20 protein-coding genes are annotated in these 19,819 nt (G+C 35.6%); 17 read left to right on the forward strand and 3 right to left on the reverse strand.

The genetic code is table 11. The features are described from left to right. Positions 1 to 92 precede the first annotated feature (92 nt). From ABWU87_RS00700 to ABWU87_RS00710, 3 genes are all read left to right on the forward strand, one after another. On the forward strand, positions 93 to 314 hold the full coding sequence (locus tag ABWU87_RS00700; RefSeq protein WP_353332316.1) for a DUF4248 domain-containing protein: 222 nt from the start codon (positions 93 to 95) through the stop codon (positions 312 to 314). 347 nt (positions 315 to 661) lie between these two features. Then, positions 662 to 1,465 (forward strand): polysaccharide biosynthesis/export family protein, encoded by an 804-nt coding sequence (locus tag ABWU87_RS00705; protein ID WP_353332318.1) that lies wholly within the window; start codon positions 662 to 664, stop codon positions 1,463 to 1,465. Positions 1,466 to 1,594: 129 nt separating this feature from the next. Beyond that, entirely contained in the window at positions 1,595 to 1,894 is a 300-nt protein-coding gene (locus ABWU87_RS00710) for a hypothetical protein (RefSeq protein WP_353332319.1), read from the forward strand. Between the two features lie 49 nt (positions 1,895 to 1,943). Here ABWU87_RS00710 and ABWU87_RS00715 read toward each other — a convergent pair whose 3' ends face one another. The 3 genes from ABWU87_RS00715 to ABWU87_RS00725 all read right to left on the reverse strand — a co-directional run bounded on the left by ABWU87_RS00715 (position 1,944) and on the right by ABWU87_RS00725 (position 4,753). Continuing rightward, on the reverse strand, positions 1,944 to 3,335 hold the full coding sequence (locus tag ABWU87_RS00715) for a replicative DNA helicase (RefSeq protein WP_353332321.1): 1,392 nt from the start codon (positions 3,333 to 3,335) through the stop codon (positions 1,944 to 1,946). Further along, on the reverse strand, positions 3,319 to 4,005 hold the full coding sequence (locus tag ABWU87_RS00720) for a hypothetical protein (protein WP_353332323.1): 687 nt from the start codon (positions 4,003 to 4,005) through the stop codon (positions 3,319 to 3,321). Before ABWU87_RS00720 ends, ABWU87_RS00715 begins: the two co-directional genes overlap by 17 nt. A gap of 424 nt (positions 4,006 to 4,429) precedes the next feature. After that, entirely contained in the window at positions 4,430 to 4,753 is a 324-nt protein-coding gene (locus ABWU87_RS00725; protein WP_353332325.1) for a DUF4248 domain-containing protein, read from the reverse strand. Positions 4,754 to 5,116: 363 nt separating this feature from the next. Between ABWU87_RS00725 and ABWU87_RS00730 the strand changes: the two genes are divergently transcribed. From ABWU87_RS00730 to ABWU87_RS00795, 14 genes are all read left to right on the forward strand, one after another. Continuing rightward, entirely contained in the window at positions 5,117 to 5,305 is a 189-nt protein-coding gene (locus tag ABWU87_RS00730) for a hypothetical protein (protein WP_353332327.1), read from the forward strand. A 384-nt stretch (positions 5,306 to 5,689) separates the two neighbouring features. After that, positions 5,690 to 7,252 (forward strand): lipopolysaccharide biosynthesis protein, encoded by a 1,563-nt coding sequence (locus tag ABWU87_RS00735; protein ID WP_353332329.1) that lies wholly within the window; start codon positions 5,690 to 5,692, stop codon positions 7,250 to 7,252. A gap of 5 nt (positions 7,253 to 7,257) precedes the next feature. Beyond that, positions 7,258 to 8,490, forward strand: a complete 1,233-nt coding sequence (locus ABWU87_RS00740) for a Coenzyme F420 hydrogenase/dehydrogenase, beta subunit C-terminal domain (protein WP_353332331.1) — start codon at positions 7,258 to 7,260, stop codon at positions 8,488 to 8,490. Positions 8,491 to 8,503: 13 nt separating this feature from the next. After that, positions 8,504 to 9,655: a polysaccharide pyruvyl transferase family protein gene (locus ABWU87_RS00745; protein WP_353332333.1), complete on the forward strand. Its 1,152-nt coding sequence runs from the start codon at positions 8,504 to 8,506 to the stop codon at positions 9,653 to 9,655. Beyond that, complete coding sequence (locus ABWU87_RS00750; RefSeq protein WP_353332334.1) at positions 9,648 to 10,730, forward strand: glycosyltransferase family 2 protein; 1,083 nt, start codon at positions 9,648 to 9,650, stop codon at positions 10,728 to 10,730. The genes ABWU87_RS00745 and ABWU87_RS00750 overlap by 8 nt, the downstream gene beginning before the upstream one ends. A gap of 91 nt (positions 10,731 to 10,821) precedes the next feature. After that, positions 10,822 to 12,024, forward strand: a complete 1,203-nt coding sequence (locus tag ABWU87_RS00755; protein WP_353332336.1) for an O-antigen ligase family protein — start codon at positions 10,822 to 10,824, stop codon at positions 12,022 to 12,024. Further along, on the forward strand, positions 12,021 to 12,866 hold the full coding sequence (locus ABWU87_RS00760) for an alpha-1,2-fucosyltransferase (protein ID WP_353332338.1): 846 nt from the start codon (positions 12,021 to 12,023) through the stop codon (positions 12,864 to 12,866). The genes ABWU87_RS00755 and ABWU87_RS00760 overlap by 4 nt, the downstream gene beginning before the upstream one ends. A gap of 5 nt (positions 12,867 to 12,871) precedes the next feature. Further along, positions 12,872 to 13,732, forward strand: coding sequence for a glycosyltransferase family 2 protein (locus tag ABWU87_RS00765; RefSeq protein WP_353332339.1), 861 nt, complete (start codon positions 12,872 to 12,874; stop codon positions 13,730 to 13,732). A gap of 168 nt (positions 13,733 to 13,900) precedes the next feature. Further along, the gene (locus ABWU87_RS00770; protein ID WP_353332341.1) at positions 13,901 to 15,034 is read left to right on the forward strand and encodes a glycosyltransferase; all 1,134 of its coding nucleotides are present in this window, start codon (positions 13,901 to 13,903) and stop codon (positions 15,032 to 15,034) included. Further along, complete coding sequence (locus tag ABWU87_RS00775; protein WP_353332342.1) at positions 15,021 to 16,040, forward strand: polysaccharide biosynthesis protein; 1,020 nt, start codon at positions 15,021 to 15,023, stop codon at positions 16,038 to 16,040. The genes ABWU87_RS00770 and ABWU87_RS00775 overlap by 14 nt, the downstream gene beginning before the upstream one ends. Next, on the forward strand, positions 16,033 to 17,163 hold the full coding sequence (gene wecB / locus ABWU87_RS00780) for a non-hydrolyzing UDP-N-acetylglucosamine 2-epimerase (RefSeq protein ID WP_353332344.1): 1,131 nt from the start codon (positions 16,033 to 16,035) through the stop codon (positions 17,161 to 17,163). The genes ABWU87_RS00775 and wecB overlap by 8 nt, the downstream gene beginning before the upstream one ends. Then, entirely contained in the window at positions 17,164 to 18,024 is an 861-nt protein-coding gene (locus ABWU87_RS00785) for a dTDP-4-dehydrorhamnose reductase family protein (RefSeq protein ID WP_353334493.1), read from the forward strand. After that, entirely contained in the window at positions 18,025 to 19,224 is a 1,200-nt protein-coding gene (locus tag ABWU87_RS00790; protein WP_353332346.1) for a glycosyltransferase family 4 protein, read from the forward strand. A gap of 6 nt (positions 19,225 to 19,230) precedes the next feature. Further along, entirely contained in the window at positions 19,231 to 19,674 is a 444-nt protein-coding gene (locus tag ABWU87_RS00795) for a dTDP-6-deoxy-3,4-keto-hexulose isomerase (RefSeq protein WP_353332347.1), read from the forward strand. Positions 19,675 to 19,819 lie beyond the last annotated feature (145 nt).

Consider the following 19,819-nt stretch of genomic DNA (forward strand, 5'->3'; position numbering starts at 1 on the left):
GCTTCTTAATAGGTTTTTAGTGCACCAAAAGCTTGCGTATGTGCCAATTATTTAGTAAATTCATGCAACATAAACCACAAAATACAACTACTATGGAACAAGAATTCAGAATCCGGAGTTACTCCAAGTTAGAGCTCGCCATCCTGTACAACCCCTCCATGAGCATCCCCTCGGCACTGCGCACCCTTTCGCGCTGGATCGCGGCCAACCACCGGCTGTGCGAAGAGCTGGCCATGCTCAACTACAACCCGCGCAACCGCATCTTCACGCCCCGCCAGGTGCAGGCCATCGTTACTTACCTGGGCGAACCGTGATTTCTGATTTTCATTCCAATAGATTGATCCTCAGTATGATGCACGAAGAGGTAAGGGGATGGAGGTTAGATTTAGGCCCGATGCCGTTTAATGTAAGCCGAAGGGAGTAATAAAACTGCTTCAAAAGATTGATTCTCAGTATTATGAAAGATGGGGTGGGGAGGATGAGAGGTGAATTCAGGTTGATGCAGATTGCAGTAAACCCCGCAAAGCCGGTGCAGAAACCGGGGCATAGTGCGGAGAAAAGGCAGAAACCAAGATTAACTGTTAAATAGTTTCCAGTTATGATATTTTGTGTATATATTTGCCGAAAATAGAAAACGAGCGTTCTTTTTATATACCCGCTTATGAGCACTAAAAACATTCAATTACTATTACTGGTTGCCGTGGCAGTAATCTTTACCGCCTGCAAGTCCACAAAACATATCGCCTATCTGCAAGGCGCAGAGTCACTTTCGGTTGCACAGCTGGCTCAGGGAAAACAACAACCCGTTTCCACCATTAAGCCCAACGATGTGCTTCGCATAGTAGTAAGCGGATCCGAAGATGCCGATACCTACATCCCGTTCAACCTGATGGTGGCACTCCCCTCGGGCGAAAGCTCCACCTACTCAAGCCCCACGCTGCAGAGTTACCTGGTAAACAGCAAGGGCGAGATCGATTTCCCCGTGCTGGGCAAGCTTCAGGTGTTGAATCAAACCACCACCCAGGTGGCCGATATGATAACCGCGAAACTGCGCGACTACCTCAAGGGCGACGTCGTGGTGACCGTACGTTTCATCAACTATAAAATATCCGTGTTGGGCGAGGTGAACAGACCCGGAGCCTACACCATCCGGAACGAAAAAGTGAGCCTGCTCGAAGCCCTCTCCCTGGCGGGCGACCTCACCATTTATGGTCGCAGAGATGTGGTGAAAATCCTCCGCGAAGGACCCGGTGGTCAGAAAAAGATCATCACCCTCAACCTCAACGACAAGAACCTGCTCCTCTCACCCTACTTCTACCTTCAGCAAGGCGATGTAGTGTACGTAGAGCCCAATAAAGCCAAAGCCAAAGGTTCCGACGTAGGAGCCGCCACCAGCCTCTGGCTCTCAGTAACCTCCATCGTAATCGGAGTAGCCTCCCTAATGGTTACCCTGCTAAAGAAATAATGTAGATAGAGCGAGGTAGCGAAGCGAACAAAGCGTAAAGCGAAGCCGAAGGCAAGCCCACCCCATAGCGAGCGAGGCAAAGCCGAGCAAAGCTGAGAGCGAAGCGTAAGCGAGCCCACCTCAAAACGAGTGAGCGAAGCGAACAATGTTAAGCGTCCCGAAATTGCAGCCCCAACGGAAACCCAGAAGGACTGGCCTCATGATCGCAGCAAAGCATCAAAAACGGAAGAAGACCGGCCTCACTTTTTTTTGCGTGAAGAAATCAACCGTAATGGAGCGTTAAAAAGGAGCGACTGTCTGAGCGAAGCGAGTTTGAGCTCCTTTAGCGAAATGCAGGTTGATTTTAGCAAAAAAAATGCAGCCTTGACCTTTTGGTTCTTTTGGGTCAAGCCAAAAGAACAGAAGAACGAGCTTAAAATCAAAAATTAAACAAAACTGATTTTTACCCTCTTTTAGATAAAAAAAAAGAAGAACTCATTTACGAGTCCTTCTTTTCTTTCAACCGTTCAAACCATTCCCTAGGAGGAACATAGTCCTCTATGCAAGTCATAGTAGGATTATGCCCAAAATAAACCGTACCCGTCTCACCATTCCGGTGCTTCGCCACAATCGCCATACCCAGGCCCTCGGTAGGAAATCCGCTCTCCTTGTCGGTTGTGATGCCGTACATCGCCGGACGGTATAGCAATATCACCATGTCCGCATCCTGCTCAATGGCGCCACTCTCGCGCAGGTCCGATAGCTGCGGACGTTTCGTCACCCTCTGCTCCGCCTCCCGGTTTAGCTGACTCAGCATTATCACCGGGCAGTCCAGCTCCTTCGCCATCAGTTTCGCCTTCCGTGCCGCTATCGCCACCTCCTGTTCCCTGTTCCGTTGCCATTTCTCGTGGTCCCTCATGTCGCTCAGCTGGAGGTAGTCAATAAATACGATGTCCAATTTCCCCTTCGCCTTCAGCGTTCTCGCCTCCGCGCGTATGTAGTCAATGCTCATCGATGGGTTATCGTCAATCATCATCGGCAGTTGCTTCAGCCTGCTTGCCGTGCGCTGACCCTCCATCCATTCCGGCGTTGTCACCGTACCTTTTCTCCAGGCTTTCGGGTCAATATCGCTACGCAGCAATATGCTTCTGTCTCCCAGCTGCTCCCCCGGCATCTCTATGCTGCAAAACAGCACGTTGTATCCCGCTTCCGCCGCTGTTAGTGCGCTGTGCATCGCCACCATCGTCTTCCCCGATCCCGGCCTTCCCGCCCATACCGTCAGGTCGCCCTTCTGCCATCCGGCGGTAATGTGGTTCAGTTGCTTAATTCCCGTGGGAATTCCCGTTATCCCGTCTTTCGACAGCTCCCTTCTCTCGGCGGCAAGACGTATGGTGGCCTCCATTACGTGCTCCATGCCTCGCAGCGTGTTCGTCCAATCCGCATCCTTACCTATGCTGTCCAGCATCTCCTGCACGCAGCACACCACGTCCATCAGGTCCCTTGTCATGTCCGTGGCCATTGCCAGCAATTGGCTCAGCCCCTTTATCAGCTCCCGGCGCATGAAGTACTCCTTCATTATCAGCACGTGCTCCTCCAGGTGTGCCGAGCTTGCCATGTCGGCCGATAGCATTGCTATGTAGTACGGTCCGCCCACCTTCTCCAGTTTTCCGGTTCGGTTCAGCTCCTCCGTCACGGTGATAATATCTATCGCCCTTCCATCCGTAAACATCCCCCTTAAGGCGCCGAATATCAGTTGGTGACGCTCCTCGTGAAACATCTCCGTGCGCAGCAGGTTGCTTACCCTCGGCATCGCCTTCGTTTCCAGGAGCAGTGCCCCCAGCACCGCTTTTTCCAGCTCGGGGGCTATGGGTAAATTAAAATTCTGGCTCATAGTGGTTGGTTCCTTTAAAGTAAAAATTCATTTCCACACCCTCCTCGTTCAGGTACGATCCGTCCCTTAGGTAGGAGTGAGCCTTTCGGTAGTACCGCTTGTCTTCCGTGTTTGCATAGTTTTCTATCCCCACTATTGCCATCCTCCTTTCCTCCGCCGTCAGGATTTTCCATTCCTTCAGAGCCGCCTTTCTCTCCTGCTTTGGCTTCTCCGTCATTTCGTGGTATAGCTCCCAGAAAAGTTCGAACTCCTCTTCGGCCGACTTCAGCAGATTTTCCCGTTCGTTTTTGCCGCGGCACGTCAGTTCGTCGTAATCTATTACCCTGATTCGGTTCAGCCCCTTGCCGGTGGGAGTCACCTCTATCAGCTCCAACCGTTCCATTCTATCAAAGAACCGGCGAGTGCGACCAATGGTCCAGTTAAACATCTTCGCCCAGTTTTTCAGGCTGATCACCGATTCACCCCGTTTGCACAGAATTTCTTCGCCCTTGTAATCAAACACCCGGTTGGTGTGGTTCACTTTCATCAGCAAGATGACGAATGCCGACAGATCGTTGCACTCCTTGCTTTGCCGGTTTACCTTCATCTGCATCTCCACCACGTCTCGTGGCAGTAAGATATACCCGTTTTCGTGCATGCAAAAAAGCGAATTTTCTTTTGTGATTTTCATTTCGTAAAAATTTAAGGTTAATAACTGGTTATTCGTATCACACCGGCAAAGCTAGCCCCTGTTTTCGTTGCCGCCAAATAATTGTGGCAATCTGCAGATTTTGTCTAAAAAGGCATGTTTTGTGTAAATCCGTGCAAAACGAGCGTTTTCGTATGTTATGCCGATAAACCCATTTCCATGGATGACAGTTTGTTACGCCCTATTTTGATAAAATATATATACAACGAGTGCGCACCCCAGTGCGCACTCTCTTAACTTTTAAAAAACATTGATACATAAAGAGTTAGCGTGTTAAGTTGTTTCCAGTGCGCAGCGCACTGCGCACCAAACAATTAATTAGTTTAAGAATAATGTTTATAAATAAACATAAAATGGTCAAAAACGCCTTAAAAACCACCTCAAAACGCAAAACTCAATTTCTAAATCACAACAAGAGATCCCTACCTTTGTTCAGCATCCGCTTCGTACGTTCCAGTTCCTTCAGGGCTTTTTTCGGTTTCCCCAAGTGCATCATCACCAGTTGCTGCTGCCTGGCTGTGAACCTTCGGCTTCGGTCGGTGTACCCCAGTTTCAGCAGTTCGTCATAGATGAGCGAATCCTTCAGCAACTTCCTGAACTTCCGTAAGTTCACTTCCTTGAGTTCACTCTCAATGATGTAGATATTTGCAATTGTGCTTACTGATTCGCAGTCTGATACGTTGAATAGAATCATCCATTCTGTGATTTCTTCTTTAGTGGCCTCACTCATAATAATTTAGTTTTTTAAGGTTATAAAAAAAATATATCGCTGCAAACATAGCCCTTAAAGTTGATATAAAAAATCTTTGTATGACAAATAAATTATAATAACAAATATTAAGTAATATTACCAAATATTATATACATACTTTGATTACTACGTAGTAGTAATCAACTCCAAAAACCCAATATATAAGGTGTAAAATTAAAACATCAAAACAACAAACAGCCCCCCAATCAGTCAAAATCTTACGCCTAAGAAAAAAAATCATAGGCGTAGAAATAAAAATCCCAGGCGTAAGAAAAAAAATCCCAGGCGTAAGAATGTAAGCGAGCGTAGCAAAGCGCAAAACCCAAAAGAAGGATCGGCCTCATGATCGTAGCGTTAAGCGGAGTGAGTTGGTGTAGCGTTAAAAAGAAAAAGCTGTTTGAACGAAGTGAGTTCTTTTTCTTTAGCGGAAACAGCTCACGTAGTAGCGTAGAGCGTGCAGCCTTGATTTTTTGGTTCTTTTGGATCAAGCCAAAAGAACAAGCATTTGTATCAAGACAAAAGAACAGATAATATAAACAATTAATAAATCAGCATAGGTTATTTTAACTTAAAACAATCATTTAATAATCAACTTGTTAAAAGATTGAATATTCCCCGCATAGTTATAAAATTGTAAAATTCATATAAATTTAATATCTTTAAATAGTTAAATAGTTTCCATTTGCAAAATATTGTCTCTATCTTTGCCGAATAGACAAAAAACGTTCGTTACCGGCATTAAAATGTTAGTGACGAACCTTGTCATATCCGGAGATCACCTCCACAACACAAATATCAGCTTCTTTTTATTGAAGCAAATTGACACGACTTATTTGATAATGACATTTTGATTACATACTAATCCCTGATATCTGTAGTAAAATTATTACAGGTGTTGGGGCTTTTTTTATTCCTATGACAGCCAACAAAACCATAAATAACTCAACAAATAATTCCGAAAATAACAAGAGAATTGCCAAAAATACCGCGATGCTGTATATTCGTATGCTGTTTACCATGGCAGTATCCTTGTATACGTCAAGAGTTGTTCTAAATACCTTAGGTGTATCAGATTTTGGTGTCTATAATGTTGTAGGAGGCGTTGTTTTAATGTTCTCTTTTTTGAATAGTGCTATGACTTCCGGTACCCAAAGATTTCTTTCTTTTGAGTTAGGCAGGCAAGATTTTGAGCAACAGCGTAGAGTCTTTAGCATGAGTATAAATATCCATGCAATAATTGCATTGGTTGTACTTTTTTTGGCAGAAACTATCGGGCTTTGGTTTCTGAATACCCAATTAATCATTCCTGTGGAGAGGGTGAATGCAGCCAACTGGGTTTATCAGTTTTCCATTCTGTCATTTATGGTTACCATTTTAAATGTACCCTATAATGCTTCCATCATTGCTCACGAAAAAATGAATATATACGCATATGTGAGTATTGTTGAAGTTACTCTTAAACTTTTAATTGTTTTCATGCTTCAATGGCTAGGCTTTGATAAGTTAAAATTATATGCAGCACTGGTTTTTGGAGTGTCATTGTTGATACCAACAATTAATATTGTTTACTGCATCCGTAAATTTAAGGAATGTATTTACTATTACTTCTGGGATAAATCACTTTTTAAAACTCTAATGAGTTATGCAGGTTGGAACCTTTGGGGAAATATTGCATCTGTAACCATGAATCAAGGAATAAATATTCTACTGAATATATTTTTCGGTCCTGTAATTAATGCTGCTCGTGGAGTTGCATATTCGGTTAATGCAGCTGTAAATGGCTTTGTTGGTAATTTTCAGATGGCTATGAATCCTCAAATTGTAAAATCATATGCTTCGGGTGATCGGAAATATATGTTTCAATTGATATTTCAAGGATCAAAATATTCATTCTTTCTGCTTTTTACATTGAGTCTACCTATTCTTATCGAAACCGATACAATTCTTTTATGGTGGCTTAAAACAGTTCCTAATTACACTGCATTATTTTGTAGATTGGTCTTAATAAATACGCTGATTGATTGTATATCAGGTCCTTTAATGACTGCTGCGCAAGCATCTGGAAAGATAAAAGTTTATCAGACTGTAGTTGGAGGATTATTATTATTTATTCTCCCACTATCTTATCTGTTTTTGAAATTGGGTTTTCCGCCTCAAACAACACTATATGTTAGTATCTCAATTTCGATAATAGCTCTTTTTTCACGTCTTCTGATAATAAATAAACTAATAAATATTTCTTTGATCGCTTTTCTTAAACAGGTATTGTCTCCCATATTAATGGTTTCTGTTGTGGCAGTTGTTAGTCCACTGATGGTGAAGATTTACATAAATCATGAAATAATACGTTTTTTTACTGTATGTTTTATTTCTTTATTATCAGTAGTTTTAGCTGTTTATTATATAGGCTTAAAGAACGAAGAACGTCTGTTTGTAAATAGTAAACTTCGTATGATAGCTATTAAAGTTAAAAAATAGTCTCTATGATCGAATTAGTTGATAAAAAAGATTGTTGCGGTTGTAATGCCTGTGTTTCCAAATGTCCCAAACAATGCATCAAAATGGAAGAAGATTATGAAGGATTTCTTTATCCGGTTATTGATAAAGGTGTTTGCATTGATTGTGGATTGTGTGAGAAGGTGTGTCCTGTAATAAATCAAAATAATCCAGGCAAACCATTAAAAGTATATGCTGCCAAAAATCAAGATGAAAAAATTCGTATGGAGAGTTCTTCAGGCGGTATTTTTACTTTGCTTGCAGAGTATGTTTTATCTGAAGGTGGCGTAGTGTTTGGTGCAAAATTTAATAAAGATTGGGAAGTTATTCACGATTATACTGAAACTTCTGAAGGTTTAGCTGTCTTTAGAGGTTCCAAATATGTTCAAAGCCAAATCGGGGAGACCTATAGACAAGCAGAAGAGTTTCTTAAGCAAGGCAGAAAAGTACTGTTTAGTGGGACACCTTGTCAAATTGCAGGTTTGAAATTGTTTCTGCGGAGAGAATACGTAAATCTTCTGGCTGTCGATTTTGTTTGTCATGGTGTACCATCACCAAAGGTGTTTAGAATGTATCTCAACGAAACAATAGCACGTCAGGGCGTTGATGGGGAAAAAACAGTTTTGTCTTACCCTATAGATAAAAGAAGCTTAATAAACGATATTAAATTTCGTGATAAAAGACTTGGCTGGAAAAAATATAGTTTTGCTCTTACCTTGTCTGTTCCTTTGGAAAAAGAAGAGAAATCAATTTTATTCTCAGAACCATTAACTGAAAATGTTTTTATGAAAGGCTTTCTGAAAGACCTCTATTTACGTCCGTCTTGCTATCAATGTCCCAGTAAATCGTTTAAAAGTGGCAGCGATTTGTCTATTGCTGATTATTGGGGAATACAAAATGTATTGCAAGATTTTGATGATGATATGGGGGTCAGTTTAGTATTGGTAAATACGGAAAAAGGAGAGACTATTTATAAAAACATAAATGTTATTTCTGTAGAAACTTCTTATCAAAAAGCTTTCCAGTATAATCCATGTCTTGAAATAAATGTAAAATTACCTAAGTCTCGAAAAATATTTTATAACAGTTTTGAGTGCATATCATTGTACGAGCTTGTATACAAATCGACTTATATCCCTTTATATATTAGATTGAAATTTAAAATTATACAATCGATATATTTGTTATTTTCAATGATTTCAAAAAGAATGAAATTATAAACTAGTCAAAAAAATGAAAATAGGTATACTTACTCAACCATTACAAACAAATTATGGAGGATTATTACAAGCTTATGCTTTGCAGACTGTTTTAAAACGGATGGGATATAAAGCTTGGACTATAAATAGACCATACAAGAAGGTTTCTTTATTGAGAAGAATCTTTTCATATTTAAAACGAATGATTTTTTCTGCTTTCAAGACTAAATCATATATTATCAGAGTCTGGCCAACAGATAAAGAGTCAAAATTAATAGCTCAAAACACAAATCGTTTTATAAAAGAAAATATACAAGTTACAGAGCCAATCTATTCATTAAATAATTTTTCATCTCTGAAAAAATATGAATTTGATGCTTATATTGTGGGTAGTGATCAAGTCTGGCGCCCATCTTACTCACCCAACATATCTAATTATTTCTTAGATTTTCTTACTGAAAAAGATAAAGTAAAACGTATTGCCTATGCTGCATCCTTTGGTGTAGATAATTGGGAATTCAATGATATTCAGACGTCCCTATGTGCTGCCTTAGCTAAAAAATTTGATGCTATTTCTGTTCGTGAAGACTCTGCAAAGGATCTTTGTAAAGATTATTTTGGGGTTAAGGCTGAACTAGTATTGGATCCTACAATGTTATGTACTAAAGATGATTATATAGAATTAATTAAGAAAGATAGTACGCCTGCAAGTAAGGGTACTTTAATGACTTATATATTAGATAGATCTCATGAGAAAGAAGAGATAATTTCTAAAGTAGCAAAAGAATTTGACCTTTTACCGTTTTCAACATTACCTCAAAGTAAATATGCAGAAGTAGGTGCGAAAAACATAAAACATTGTATATTTCCACCAGTTACAGAATGGCTTAGAGGTTTTTTAGATGCAAGTTATGTAGTAACAGATTCTTTTCATGGTACTGTGTTTTCTATAATTTTCAATAAACCATTTATTACTATAGGTAACAGTGAGCGCGGAATAACTCGTTTTACATCTTTATTGAATATGTTTGGTTTAGAAGATCGTTTGATCTCATTTCCTTCAGAATTGACTAAAGAATTAATGCATAAAAATATCGATTATATTAGAATTGAAGAATTGTTAAAAAACAAAAGAACAAGTTCTCTTAATTTTCTCTCTAAAGTCTTAAAAAACAATTATGAATGATTCGAATCCTATAATAAGCGTTATAGTTCCTGTTTATAATGTTGAAAATTACTTAGCAAAATGCATCGATAGTATTTTAAATCAAAGTTTTAAAAATTTTGAGTTGTTACTAATAGATGATGGTTCACTTGATAATTCTGGGATGATTTGTGATGAATATTCACTTATTGATAAAAGAATTAAAGTATTTCATATTCAAAATGGTGGTGTTAGCAAGGCTCGTAATCTGGGTATATATAAATCAATTGGATTTTATATTTCTTTTGTAGATTCAGATGACATTTTATTATCTGATTATTTCGAAAGGATGTATGAAGTTTCTAGGTTAGCTAACAACTGTAATGCCGATGTAGTATCATCGGGATTTACTTTATTAAGCACATATACAGGTAAAAAAACAGTGTATATAGCTCCTCCATGCAAATTATATACTAAAAAAGACTTTAGATCTCATATATCCGATTTAGAAGGATCAAAAATATTTAATGGACCATGTAATAAACTGTTTCGTAAAGATATACTTATCCTTCATGATATTAAATTTCCTGAGTCATTATCATTTGGTGAAGATCTAATCTTTAGTTATGATTATCTCTCGAAATGCAAGACTCTTGTTAATATAGACTACTCTGGATATGTGTATTTACAGACAGGCAAAGGATTATCTGGTAAACATTACTCTTTTGATGTGTATGATAAATTGATAGAAAAACAATACGAAGCTAAATGTAAGTTTATAGAAAATAATATTGAAGGTGAAGCAATTTGGACATATGTTGATGATACTATCATCTGGAGATATACTTCTTTTTGGCAGTCATTGATATTGTCGACTGGTATTGGAGAATCTTTAAAGAATCTGCGTAAATATTTAGATAAATATTTAAGTGAAAAAAATTATTTAACATATAAGTTGTCTATCGTAAAGGAAATTAAACCTTCAATTGTTTCCAAGATTATATTGATTGATGACTCAAAATTAATTTTGTTTTTTATTTATTGCTATTCAAAAAGTTATTTTGTATATAAAAAAATTAAGTTTTTTTTAAAAAGTAAATGTGAATTCAAAGTCTAATATGAACTTGAGTGTAATTATTATATGTTTAAACATAATCAATGATAAAATTTAATTATATCATTTTATATAAAAAGTGGTCCGCAAAAAAATGAAAAAACTACTATTCCTATTACTATATTTATTAATACTTCTAACTGCTTTTGTAGATTTAAGATTGGTAGGATGGTCTTTTATATATTTACGTGGTGATTTGGCTAAAGGATATCCACGATTAATTGAAATTGTGTCATTCTTAGTTATATTTATCGGTCTTCTTGTATCAATTTTTGATAAGAGAAAAGTTTTAAAAAATAAGCTATATATTGATTTTCTAACTATATCTTTAAGTTTCGTTTTATATATGTTTGTGTTCACTTTGTTTAAAGATTATTATTCTGCTTATTTTAGATCTGTGATTTTTGTTCCTATTTTATTAATTACGGTGTTTTCTCAATTAAAATTGTCTGAGCAAGAAGTTTCAAAGTGTTTATTTTTTCTTTACATTGTTATTACGCTAAGTTCTTTACTTGTTAATTTGAATCCCTTTGTAGATTTTAATCTACCAGTTTATAATATTGATGAGTATAATTCTTCAATACAACGATATGGAGGTTTTGGACAAAGCTTACCTTATCAAGCATTTTATACTCTCATTGGGTGCTGCTTTTTCTTTTTGTGTACCCAAAAGTCATCTCCGATTAAAATTAAACCAATTTTAAATTTAGCATTCTTTTTTTGCAATATTGTCGCTTTACTTTTACTTGGGTCTAGAACAGCTTATATCATATTTTTATTTTTAATAATTGCAAATTATAAATGTATTTTAAAAACATTTTTTAATCTTAAAACGTTGCTTTTTATTATTGTGTTAATTTTTATATTTCGGCATTCTTTAATAAATGTACTAGAAACTACTTTTTTTGCACGGGCTGATTTTAATACCCTTGCTGATAGAGATGTTGTATGGTATATATCTTTGCTTTTAATAATTAAATCCCCAATATTGGGGATTCAAAATTATTTCGAGGAAGGAAAGTTACTCGGATATAATGTTTTGGCTCACAGTCAGAATGCTTATTTTGAAATTATTTTCTGGGGTGGTGTAGGTGCATTGTTTATCTATGTATTTATGTTCAAAAAGATCTATAGAATAGTAAAATTATCCGCACCTGAATATTTAAGATTTTTTGGTCAAGTGCTTATAGTCTTTGCTATTTTTGGTGTCACTGAAATAATATTTTATTCAGTTCAAGTCTCTATCACTTTATCAATTATTTCCGGGCTGTTAATTTCAAAGAAGTTTGTTAAATGAAGAAAATGAAACTGATTTTTTCAGGTGGCCTTGGTAATCAAATGTTTCAATATGCCTTTTATCTTTCATTAAAAGAAAAAGGACTAAACGTTGATATTGATTTGTCATTGTACTCTTTTATAGATATGCATAATGGATATGAACTACCCTCAATTTTTTGTATTCCAAATGGTACTAATGACAAATCTCTAAATATCAAATTACGTATTATTTATTTACGTATCCTGTTAAAGTTTAAACCAAAAAAAATTATCTATATTGATCCATTCTATTTTACAAATATTCCTTTCAATAAAAATAATTATAAGTTTCTATTTGGTTATTGGCAAAGTGAAAAATACTTTGAAAATATAAGAGAGATTATATTAAGAAAGTTTATTTTTAGATCTATTGATTCTCAGAATATAAAATTATCTGATCAAATTAAATCAGAAAACTCTGTTTCTCTACATATACGTAGAGGTGATTATTTAAATAATTCTCTTTACAGTGATATATGTACAGATGAGTACTATTGTTCTGCGATTAATTTTATGTTAAATAAATTGGACAATCCAGTTTTTTATGTATTCTCTAATGATATCAAATGGACAAAAAATTATCTTAAACGTTTCTCAATAAAACATAAAATAGTAACTTTAAATCATGGTAAAAAAAGCTATCAAGATATGTTCTTAATGACAAACTGTAAACATAATATTATTGCTAATAGCTCATTCAGTTGGTGGGGGGCATGGCTTAATGATAATAAGGATAAGATTGTTGTAGCTCCAAAAAAATGGATGAATACTGAATTTGAAAAATATAAAAATATAGTTCCAGATTCCTGGATTAAATTGTGAAAATTATGCCAGTTTATATATCAGTAGTTCTTTGTACTTATAATGATGAAAAGTACATTGCTGAGTCTATCCAAAGTATTTTAGATCAAACATATCCTTATTTCGAATTTATTATTATTGATGATGGTTCAACAGATGAAACAAATAAGATAATTAAGAGTTTTGTTGATTCACGTATTATTTTAATAGAAAAAGCAAATACCGGATTGATTGATTCTCTTAATATAGGATTTGCTCGTGCAAAATATGATTGGGTTGCAAGAATGGATGGCGATGATATTTCACTACCAGAAAGGCTTGAGACGCAAGTAAAATATATAAAAAATAGTGTTGCTGTTATAGGATCGCAATGTGCATTAATCAATGAAAACGGTGATACAATAGGGCATACATGGTTTAAATCTAAACATAGAGATATAATTCATTTTATGAAGATAGGCTTGCCTGTTTTAGCTCATCCATCAGTTCTTATAAATAAAAAAATGTTTGATTTGAGTAATGGCTATGATAAACTAATGTATGTTGCTGAAGATTTTGATTTATGGTGTAAATTATCTCACTATGGAGAGCTGATGAATATAAATAAAGAGCTACTATGCTTACGCAAACATTCTAGTAATATTTCTTCTCTTAAACAGGATAGTCAATTCCTAAATACTAAAATTGCACTTTTTAAACTTAAACATCGTTTGATAGGAATATCTCAAAGTGAATATAACTGCATAAAAAATAATGTTGAATCCTCTTTTATATATAAAAGAGTTTATAATTATCGAAATATTAATGATGTAAGGAATATTCCTTTAAGAAAAATGTTACGGATTGTTAGTTTTGTATATAATATTATATATTATTTTTTTTTATAAACGCCTTTTACTTAATTAAGCACAAATCATGCTCTTAATTTATTCTCTCTATAATAAATTCTCCAACCTTGAATTTTTAAGATATTTGGTTGGTGTTTTGGAAGATAGGACGTGCGATGTATTCTGCTTATATGATGATAGGTGTTTGTAAATATAATGTAAATTGTAATGATTTTAATTATTAATTCAAGTAATTTAGTTGAAGGTGGTTCGATACAAGTTTCATTATCGCTCTTAAATGAATTGATTGCTTTCACAGATAATACTTATCACATTTTTTTATGTAAGGCTTTGTCAGCCCAGCTTGAAAGAGATAAATTCCCAAGCAATTTTATTTTTTATGAAACATTTGTTACACCTGCTCGTCTTATAACACATAAAAAAACGGTTAAATATCTTTCTTATTTAGAAAATCAAATCAAACCAGATTGTGTATTAACTGTTTTTGGACCTGCTTATTGGAAGCCTAAGTGTGCTCATGTCGTTGGTTTTGCTTTAGGCCAATTTATTTATTTTGAATCTCCTTATTTTAAACAAATATCTTTTTGGGATCGGTGTAAGTTTAAAATTGAAGGATTGATAAAATTTCAGTGTTTTAATAAAGAAGCCGATGCAATTATTGTTGAAACTGATGATGTTAATAGGAGGTTGTCACGTTTTTTTAAAAAAGATATTTATACTGTATCGAATACATGTAATTCTGTCTATTCTTCTTTTTCGACATATCCGAGTAAGTTACCTATAAAAGACAATCATGAGATTCGTTTACTAACAATCGCTGCATTTTATCCTCATAAAAATATATCAATAATAAAGAATGTTTTAGATATTTTAGAATTAAAGAAAATCACAAATATTAAGTTTGTAATTACAATTCCAGATGAAGTGTATAAATCTATTTTTCCGTTAAAATATAGAACCAAAGTTTTGAATGTTGGTAGAACTCCTGTTGTAGAATGCCCATCATTATATCAGGAATGTGATATAGCTTTCATTCCAACAATGTTAGAATGCTTTACTGCAGCATATCCTGAAGCTATGGCAATGAAGAAACCTATTTTGACATCTGATTTAGGTTTTGCTCATTCTATATGTCTAAATGCTGCTGTATATTTTGATCCTTTAAATGCTGAAGATATTGCAAATAAAATAAGTTTATTAGTAAACAATGATAAACTTCAGAATGAGCTTATCATAAATGGAGAGAATAGACTACCGCAATTTCTTACAGGAAAAGAAAGAGCTATTGAGTATTTAAATATCTGTCAGAAATTAATAAATAATAAAAATGTCAATCTTTAAAGATAAAGTATTGTTAATTACCGGAGGAACAGGTTCTTTTGGTAATGCTGTTTTAAAAAGATTTCTGAATTCTGATATCAAAGAAATCAGAATTTTTAGTAGAGATGAAAAGAAGCAAGATGATATGCGTCATCAACTTCAAAATCCCAAAGTGAAGTTTTATATTGGTGATGTTCGTGATAAGCGCTCTGTTGATGGAGCAATGGGAGGTGTTGATTATGTTTTTGCAGCTGCTGCACTGAAGCAAGTTCCATCTTGTGAATTCTTTCCCATGCAAGCTGTGCGTACTAATGTTATAGGAACAGAGAATGTTCTTGATTCTGCTATTCAGCATGGAGTTAAGAATGTAGTTGTTCTTTCTACAGATAAGGCCTGTTATCCCATTAACGCTATGGGTATCAGTAAGGCTATGATGGAAAAGGTAGCGATTGCAAAAGGTCGCCAATTAGGTGAGAATGGTGCTACTACCATTTGCTGCACTCGTTACGGAAATGTAATGGCAAGCCGTGGATCGGTTATTCCTTTGTGGGTTGATCAGATGAAAGCTGGAAAGGATATTACACTCACAGATCCTAATATGACACGGTTTATGATGACGCTGGATGATGCTGTGGATTTGGTTATCTATGCATTTCAACATGGGCAAAACGGCGATTTGTTTGTTCAAAAAGCGCCGGCTGCTACTTTGGATACTTTAGCAACAGCATTAAAAGAGTTGTATAAAATGGATGCCACTGTGCGTGTAATTGGAACACGTCATGGAGAAAAATTATATGAATCATTGGTAACTCGTGAAGAGATGGCTAAAGCTGTAGATATGGGACAATATTATTGCATTCCATGTGATGATCGTGATTTGAATTATGATAAATACTTTGTAGAAGGTCAGGAGAAAGTTTCCAGATCAGAAGATTATCATTCTCACAATACACATCGTTTAACTGTAGACGAGATGAAACAATTGCTTTTAAAACTTGATATGGTGAAGGAGGATTTGAATGCTTAAAGTAATGACAATTGTTGGAACCCGCCCGGAAATTATTAAACTGAGCAGGGTTATGGCTGAACTTGATAAATACACAGAACATATTATTGTACACACTGGTCAGAATTACGATTATGAGTTGAATGAAATCTTCTTCCAGGAGCTTCACATTCGCAAACCGGACTATTTTTTGGATGCTGCAGGTAGCAATGCAGCCGCTACCATTGCAAATGTTATTCTGAAATCAGATGAATTGATGGATCAGGTAAAACCAGATGCTATTCTTTTATACGGGGATACAAACAGTTGTATCTCGGTAATTTCAGCCAAGCGCAAGAAAATTCCTATTTTCCACATGGAAGCCGGTAACAGATGTTTTGATCAGCGAGTGCCGGAAGAAATCAATCGTAAGATTGTAGATCATCTAAGTGATATAAATATGCCATTGTCTGAACATGCTCGTACCTATTTGCTTAATGAAGGATTGAAACCTGAAACTGTTATTAAAACTGGTTCTCCAATGAAAGAGGTTTTGATGTTTCACAAAGAGGAAATAGAGAAAAACAATGTGCTCGAAAAAGAGAACCTGAAGAAAGGTGAATATTTCATTGTCAGCACACATAGGGAAGAGAATGTTGATTCAGAGAAAAACTTCGCTGATCTGCTTGATTCTTTGAATGCTATTGTTGATAAATACCACAAAAAGGTTATTGTATCTACTCATCCTCGCACAAGAAAGAAACTTGAAGCTATAGGATTCGTTAATTCTAATCTAATGATAGAGTTTATGAAACCGTTTGGATTTCTGGAATATATCAAACTTCAACAAAATGCTTTCTGTGTAATATCTGATAGTGGTACAATTACAGAAGAATCTTCTATTTTACATTTCCCTGCAATCACTATTCGCCAGGCGCACGAACGTCCTGAAGGAATGGATGAAGGCACATTGATTATGACTGGATTAAGCAGCGAACGTATTCTTGATTCAATTGATATTGTAACTTCTCAATTTGCAGAAAGAAGCAATGTTATTAGAACTATTCCTGATTATGAAACGGATAATGTTTCAAAGAAAGTGGTTCGCATTATCCTGTCTTATACTGATTATATTAATCGTACTGTTTGGCATAAAGAGATCTAAATAATGAAGAAGAAAGTTCTATTGTTTGGTGCTACAGGCATGGCAGGTCATATAGCTTATTATTATTTGAATAGTACCGGTAAATATGATATTACAAATGTTGTTTATCGCAATAAGTTAACTGAAAATAGCATAATAGTAGACGTTACTGATAAAGATGCTGTTGCTGAAGTAGTGCGGAATACAAAACCTGAACTCATTCTTAACTGTATTGGGGTCTTAATCAGAGGCTCGAAAGAGCATCCGGATAACGCAATTTATATTAATGCATATTTTCCTCATTTATTAAAGAAATTGTCAGATGAGGTAAATGCCAAACTGATTCATATAAGTACAGATTGTGTTTTCTCCGGAAAGAAAGGTAATTATACAGAAGAGGATTTCAGAGATGCTGATGATGTCTATGGACGGAGTAAGGCTTTAGGTGAAATAATTAATGATAAGGATCTTACTATCCGGACATCTATTATTGGCCCAGAGTTGAAGAAGAATGGGGAAGGGCTTTTCCATTGGTTTATGAACCAATCAGGTGTAATAAACGGGTATAAAACTGCTATCTGGGGTGGGGTTACTACACTAGAATTAGCGAAAGCAATTGATACCGCAATTGATGAAGATAAAAGAGGGTTAGTACAATTAAGTAACGGTATTGGTATAAGTAAATATGACCTTTTGAATCTCTTCAAAGAAATCTGGAATAAGGATAACATAACAATTCTGCCATATGATGGTAATGGTGTCGATAAATCGATTGCAGAATCAAAGCGGTTTGACTATAAAGTTCCTGGATATAAGGAAATGCTTCTTGAACAATATGAATGGATGATTAAATATAAAAGTCTTTATAAGGATTTATATTAAATGAAAAAAGAAGGTAAAACACTTATTTTATGTGAGGTCTTCTATCCTGAAGATTTCATCATCAATGATTTAGCACGACAATGGCAAAAAGAAAAAAAGGATTTTGAGGTTTTAACAAGAACCCCTTCATATCCTTTTGGTAAAGTATTTGATGGTTATAAGAATAGGGTATATCATACCACGGAGCTAGGTTCTGTAAAAGTTCATAGAGTTCCGGTACTGCAAGGCTATCAAAAAAGTATGACTATCAAGATTCTGAACTATTTTATGTTTGTTTTTTGGAGTACTCTTGTGGCTTTGTTCATTGGGCGCAAGTTCAATAAAGTTTTTATCTATCAGACTGGTCCTTTGACCTTGGCAACTGCAGGTATAATTTTGAAGAAGATATATAAAGCAGATGTTACTATCTGGACACAAGATTTATGGCCTGAAACAGTCTTTGCATGTGGGGTGAAGAAAACCAAACTGATTAGTGTACCTCTTGATAATTTTGTAAAGTGGGTATATAAGAACTGTGATAATATCCTTATTTCTTGTGAGGGTTTTGCCGAGCGTATTCATAAATTTGTTCCAGAAAAGAATTTAACGTTTGTACCTAACTGGTCTTTGATGAAGTACGAACCTAAAAAAGAAGTTGAATTACCAGGAGAACATAATTTTACTTTCGCCGGTAATATTGGTAAAGTTCAGAATCTTGATAATATTGTAAGAGGATTTAATTATTTTGTGAAGGAAAATCCATCATCTTATTTGAATATAATTGGTGATGGGTCATATCTGAATGAACTTAAAGAAATTGTTGAGCAGGAAAAAATACCTAATGTGAATTTTACTGGTAGAATTCCTCTTAAAGATATGTCTGATTATTATAAAGCAAGTGATGTGCTTATAATTTCTTTAGTCGATGTTCCTTTATATGAGAGAATGATACCTTCGAAATTTCAGGCATATTTAACCACTGCAAAGCCAATCTATTCCATTTTTAAAGGTGAAGTTAGTCATATTGTTGATAAATATGAGATAGGTTATACTGCACATCCATCAGATGTTGAAGATATTGCACAAGGTTTTAGCAAATTTAAGGAACTATCTGAAGAAGAGTTGAGTATTATTTCAGAACGTTCTCAATATTTATCAGATTCTGTGTTTAATAGAGAAAGAATTATTTCAAACATAAATAACAATGTTTGGACGAATTAATAAAAGATGAATAAAGTCGTTAATACAATAGAAGGCGGTATCTATAAGGATGTCCGCGGCCAGATTCGTTATGTGAACGATTTTGACTTTAAAGGAGTGAAACGCTTCTATGTGATTGAACACCCTGATACCTCGGTAGTGAGGGCATGGCAAGGACATCAGTTTGAGCGTAAATGGTTTTACGTAACCAAAGGTTCGTTCTGTGTGGCCTGGGTAAAAATTGATGATTGGGAAAACCCATCAAAAGATTTGAAACCGGAATATGTGGTACTGAAAGACACGGAAAGCAAGATAGTATGCGTGCCAACCGGATACGCCAACGGACTGAAAGCCCTGGAACCCGGTTCCAAAATAATTGTTTACTCGGATATGGACGTAGAAGAATCGATCAAAGAAAAGATTCGCTACGATAAAGATATGTGGATGGATTGGGAAAGAGTTATACCATAATGAATTTCGGAATTTAGTAGAAATTCGTACTATATGTACTTAGCAAGGTGTTGCATAACCTTGTGCAACGGCTGCCCGTTTTCCCTATAATTAAACCTTATCTCAAGGTTTAGGGAGTGTGGTGGTCGTTTTTTTGTTATACTTT

This window comes from Bacteroides sedimenti (genome assembly GCF_040365225.1).
GTDB classification, from domain to species: Bacteria; Bacteroidota; Bacteroidia; order Bacteroidales; family Bacteroidaceae; genus Bacteroides; species Bacteroides sedimenti.

Bases quoted from the DNA above. Each gene is read 5' to 3' on its own strand.
- ABWU87_RS00700 (WP_353332316.1), top strand. From the start codon at position 93: ATGGAACAAGAATTCAGAATCCGGAGTTACTCCAAGTTAGAGCTCGCC.
- ABWU87_RS00705 (WP_353332318.1), top strand. From the start codon at position 662: ATGAGCACTAAAAACATTCAATTACTATTACTGGTTGCCGTGGCAGTA.
- ABWU87_RS00715 (WP_353332321.1), bottom strand. From the start codon at position 3,335: ATGAGCCAGAATTTTAATTTACCCATAGCCCCCGAGCTGGAAAAAGCG.
- ABWU87_RS00720 (WP_353332323.1), bottom strand. From the start codon at position 4,005: ATGAAAATCACAAAAGAAAATTCGCTTTTTTGCATGCACGAAAACGGG.
- ABWU87_RS00725 (WP_353332325.1), bottom strand. From the start codon at position 4,753: ATGAGTGAGGCCACTAAAGAAGAAATCACAGAATGGATGATTCTATTC.
- ABWU87_RS00730 (WP_353332327.1), top strand. From the start codon at position 5,117: ATGATCGTAGCGTTAAGCGGAGTGAGTTGGTGTAGCGTTAAAAAGAAA.
- ABWU87_RS00735 (WP_353332329.1), top strand. From the start codon at position 5,690: ATGACAGCCAACAAAACCATAAATAACTCAACAAATAATTCCGAAAAT.
- ABWU87_RS00740 (WP_353332331.1), top strand. From the start codon at position 7,258: ATGATCGAATTAGTTGATAAAAAAGATTGTTGCGGTTGTAATGCCTGT.
- ABWU87_RS00745 (WP_353332333.1), top strand. From the start codon at position 8,504: ATGAAAATAGGTATACTTACTCAACCATTACAAACAAATTATGGAGGA.
- ABWU87_RS00750 (WP_353332334.1), top strand. From the start codon at position 9,648: ATGAATGATTCGAATCCTATAATAAGCGTTATAGTTCCTGTTTATAAT.
- ABWU87_RS00755 (WP_353332336.1), top strand. From the start codon at position 10,822: ATGAAAAAACTACTATTCCTATTACTATATTTATTAATACTTCTAACT.
- ABWU87_RS00760 (WP_353332338.1), top strand. From the start codon at position 12,021: ATGAAGAAAATGAAACTGATTTTTTCAGGTGGCCTTGGTAATCAAATG.
- ABWU87_RS00765 (WP_353332339.1), top strand. From the start codon at position 12,872: ATGCCAGTTTATATATCAGTAGTTCTTTGTACTTATAATGATGAAAAG.
- ABWU87_RS00770 (WP_353332341.1), top strand. From the start codon at position 13,901: ATGATTTTAATTATTAATTCAAGTAATTTAGTTGAAGGTGGTTCGATA.
- ABWU87_RS00775 (WP_353332342.1), top strand. From the start codon at position 15,021: ATGTCAATCTTTAAAGATAAAGTATTGTTAATTACCGGAGGAACAGGT.
- wecB (WP_353332344.1), top strand. From the start codon at position 16,033: ATGCTTAAAGTAATGACAATTGTTGGAACCCGCCCGGAAATTATTAAA.
- ABWU87_RS00790 (WP_353332346.1), top strand. From the start codon at position 18,025: ATGAAAAAAGAAGGTAAAACACTTATTTTATGTGAGGTCTTCTATCCT.
- ABWU87_RS00795 (WP_353332347.1), top strand. From the start codon at position 19,231: ATGAATAAAGTCGTTAATACAATAGAAGGCGGTATCTATAAGGATGTC.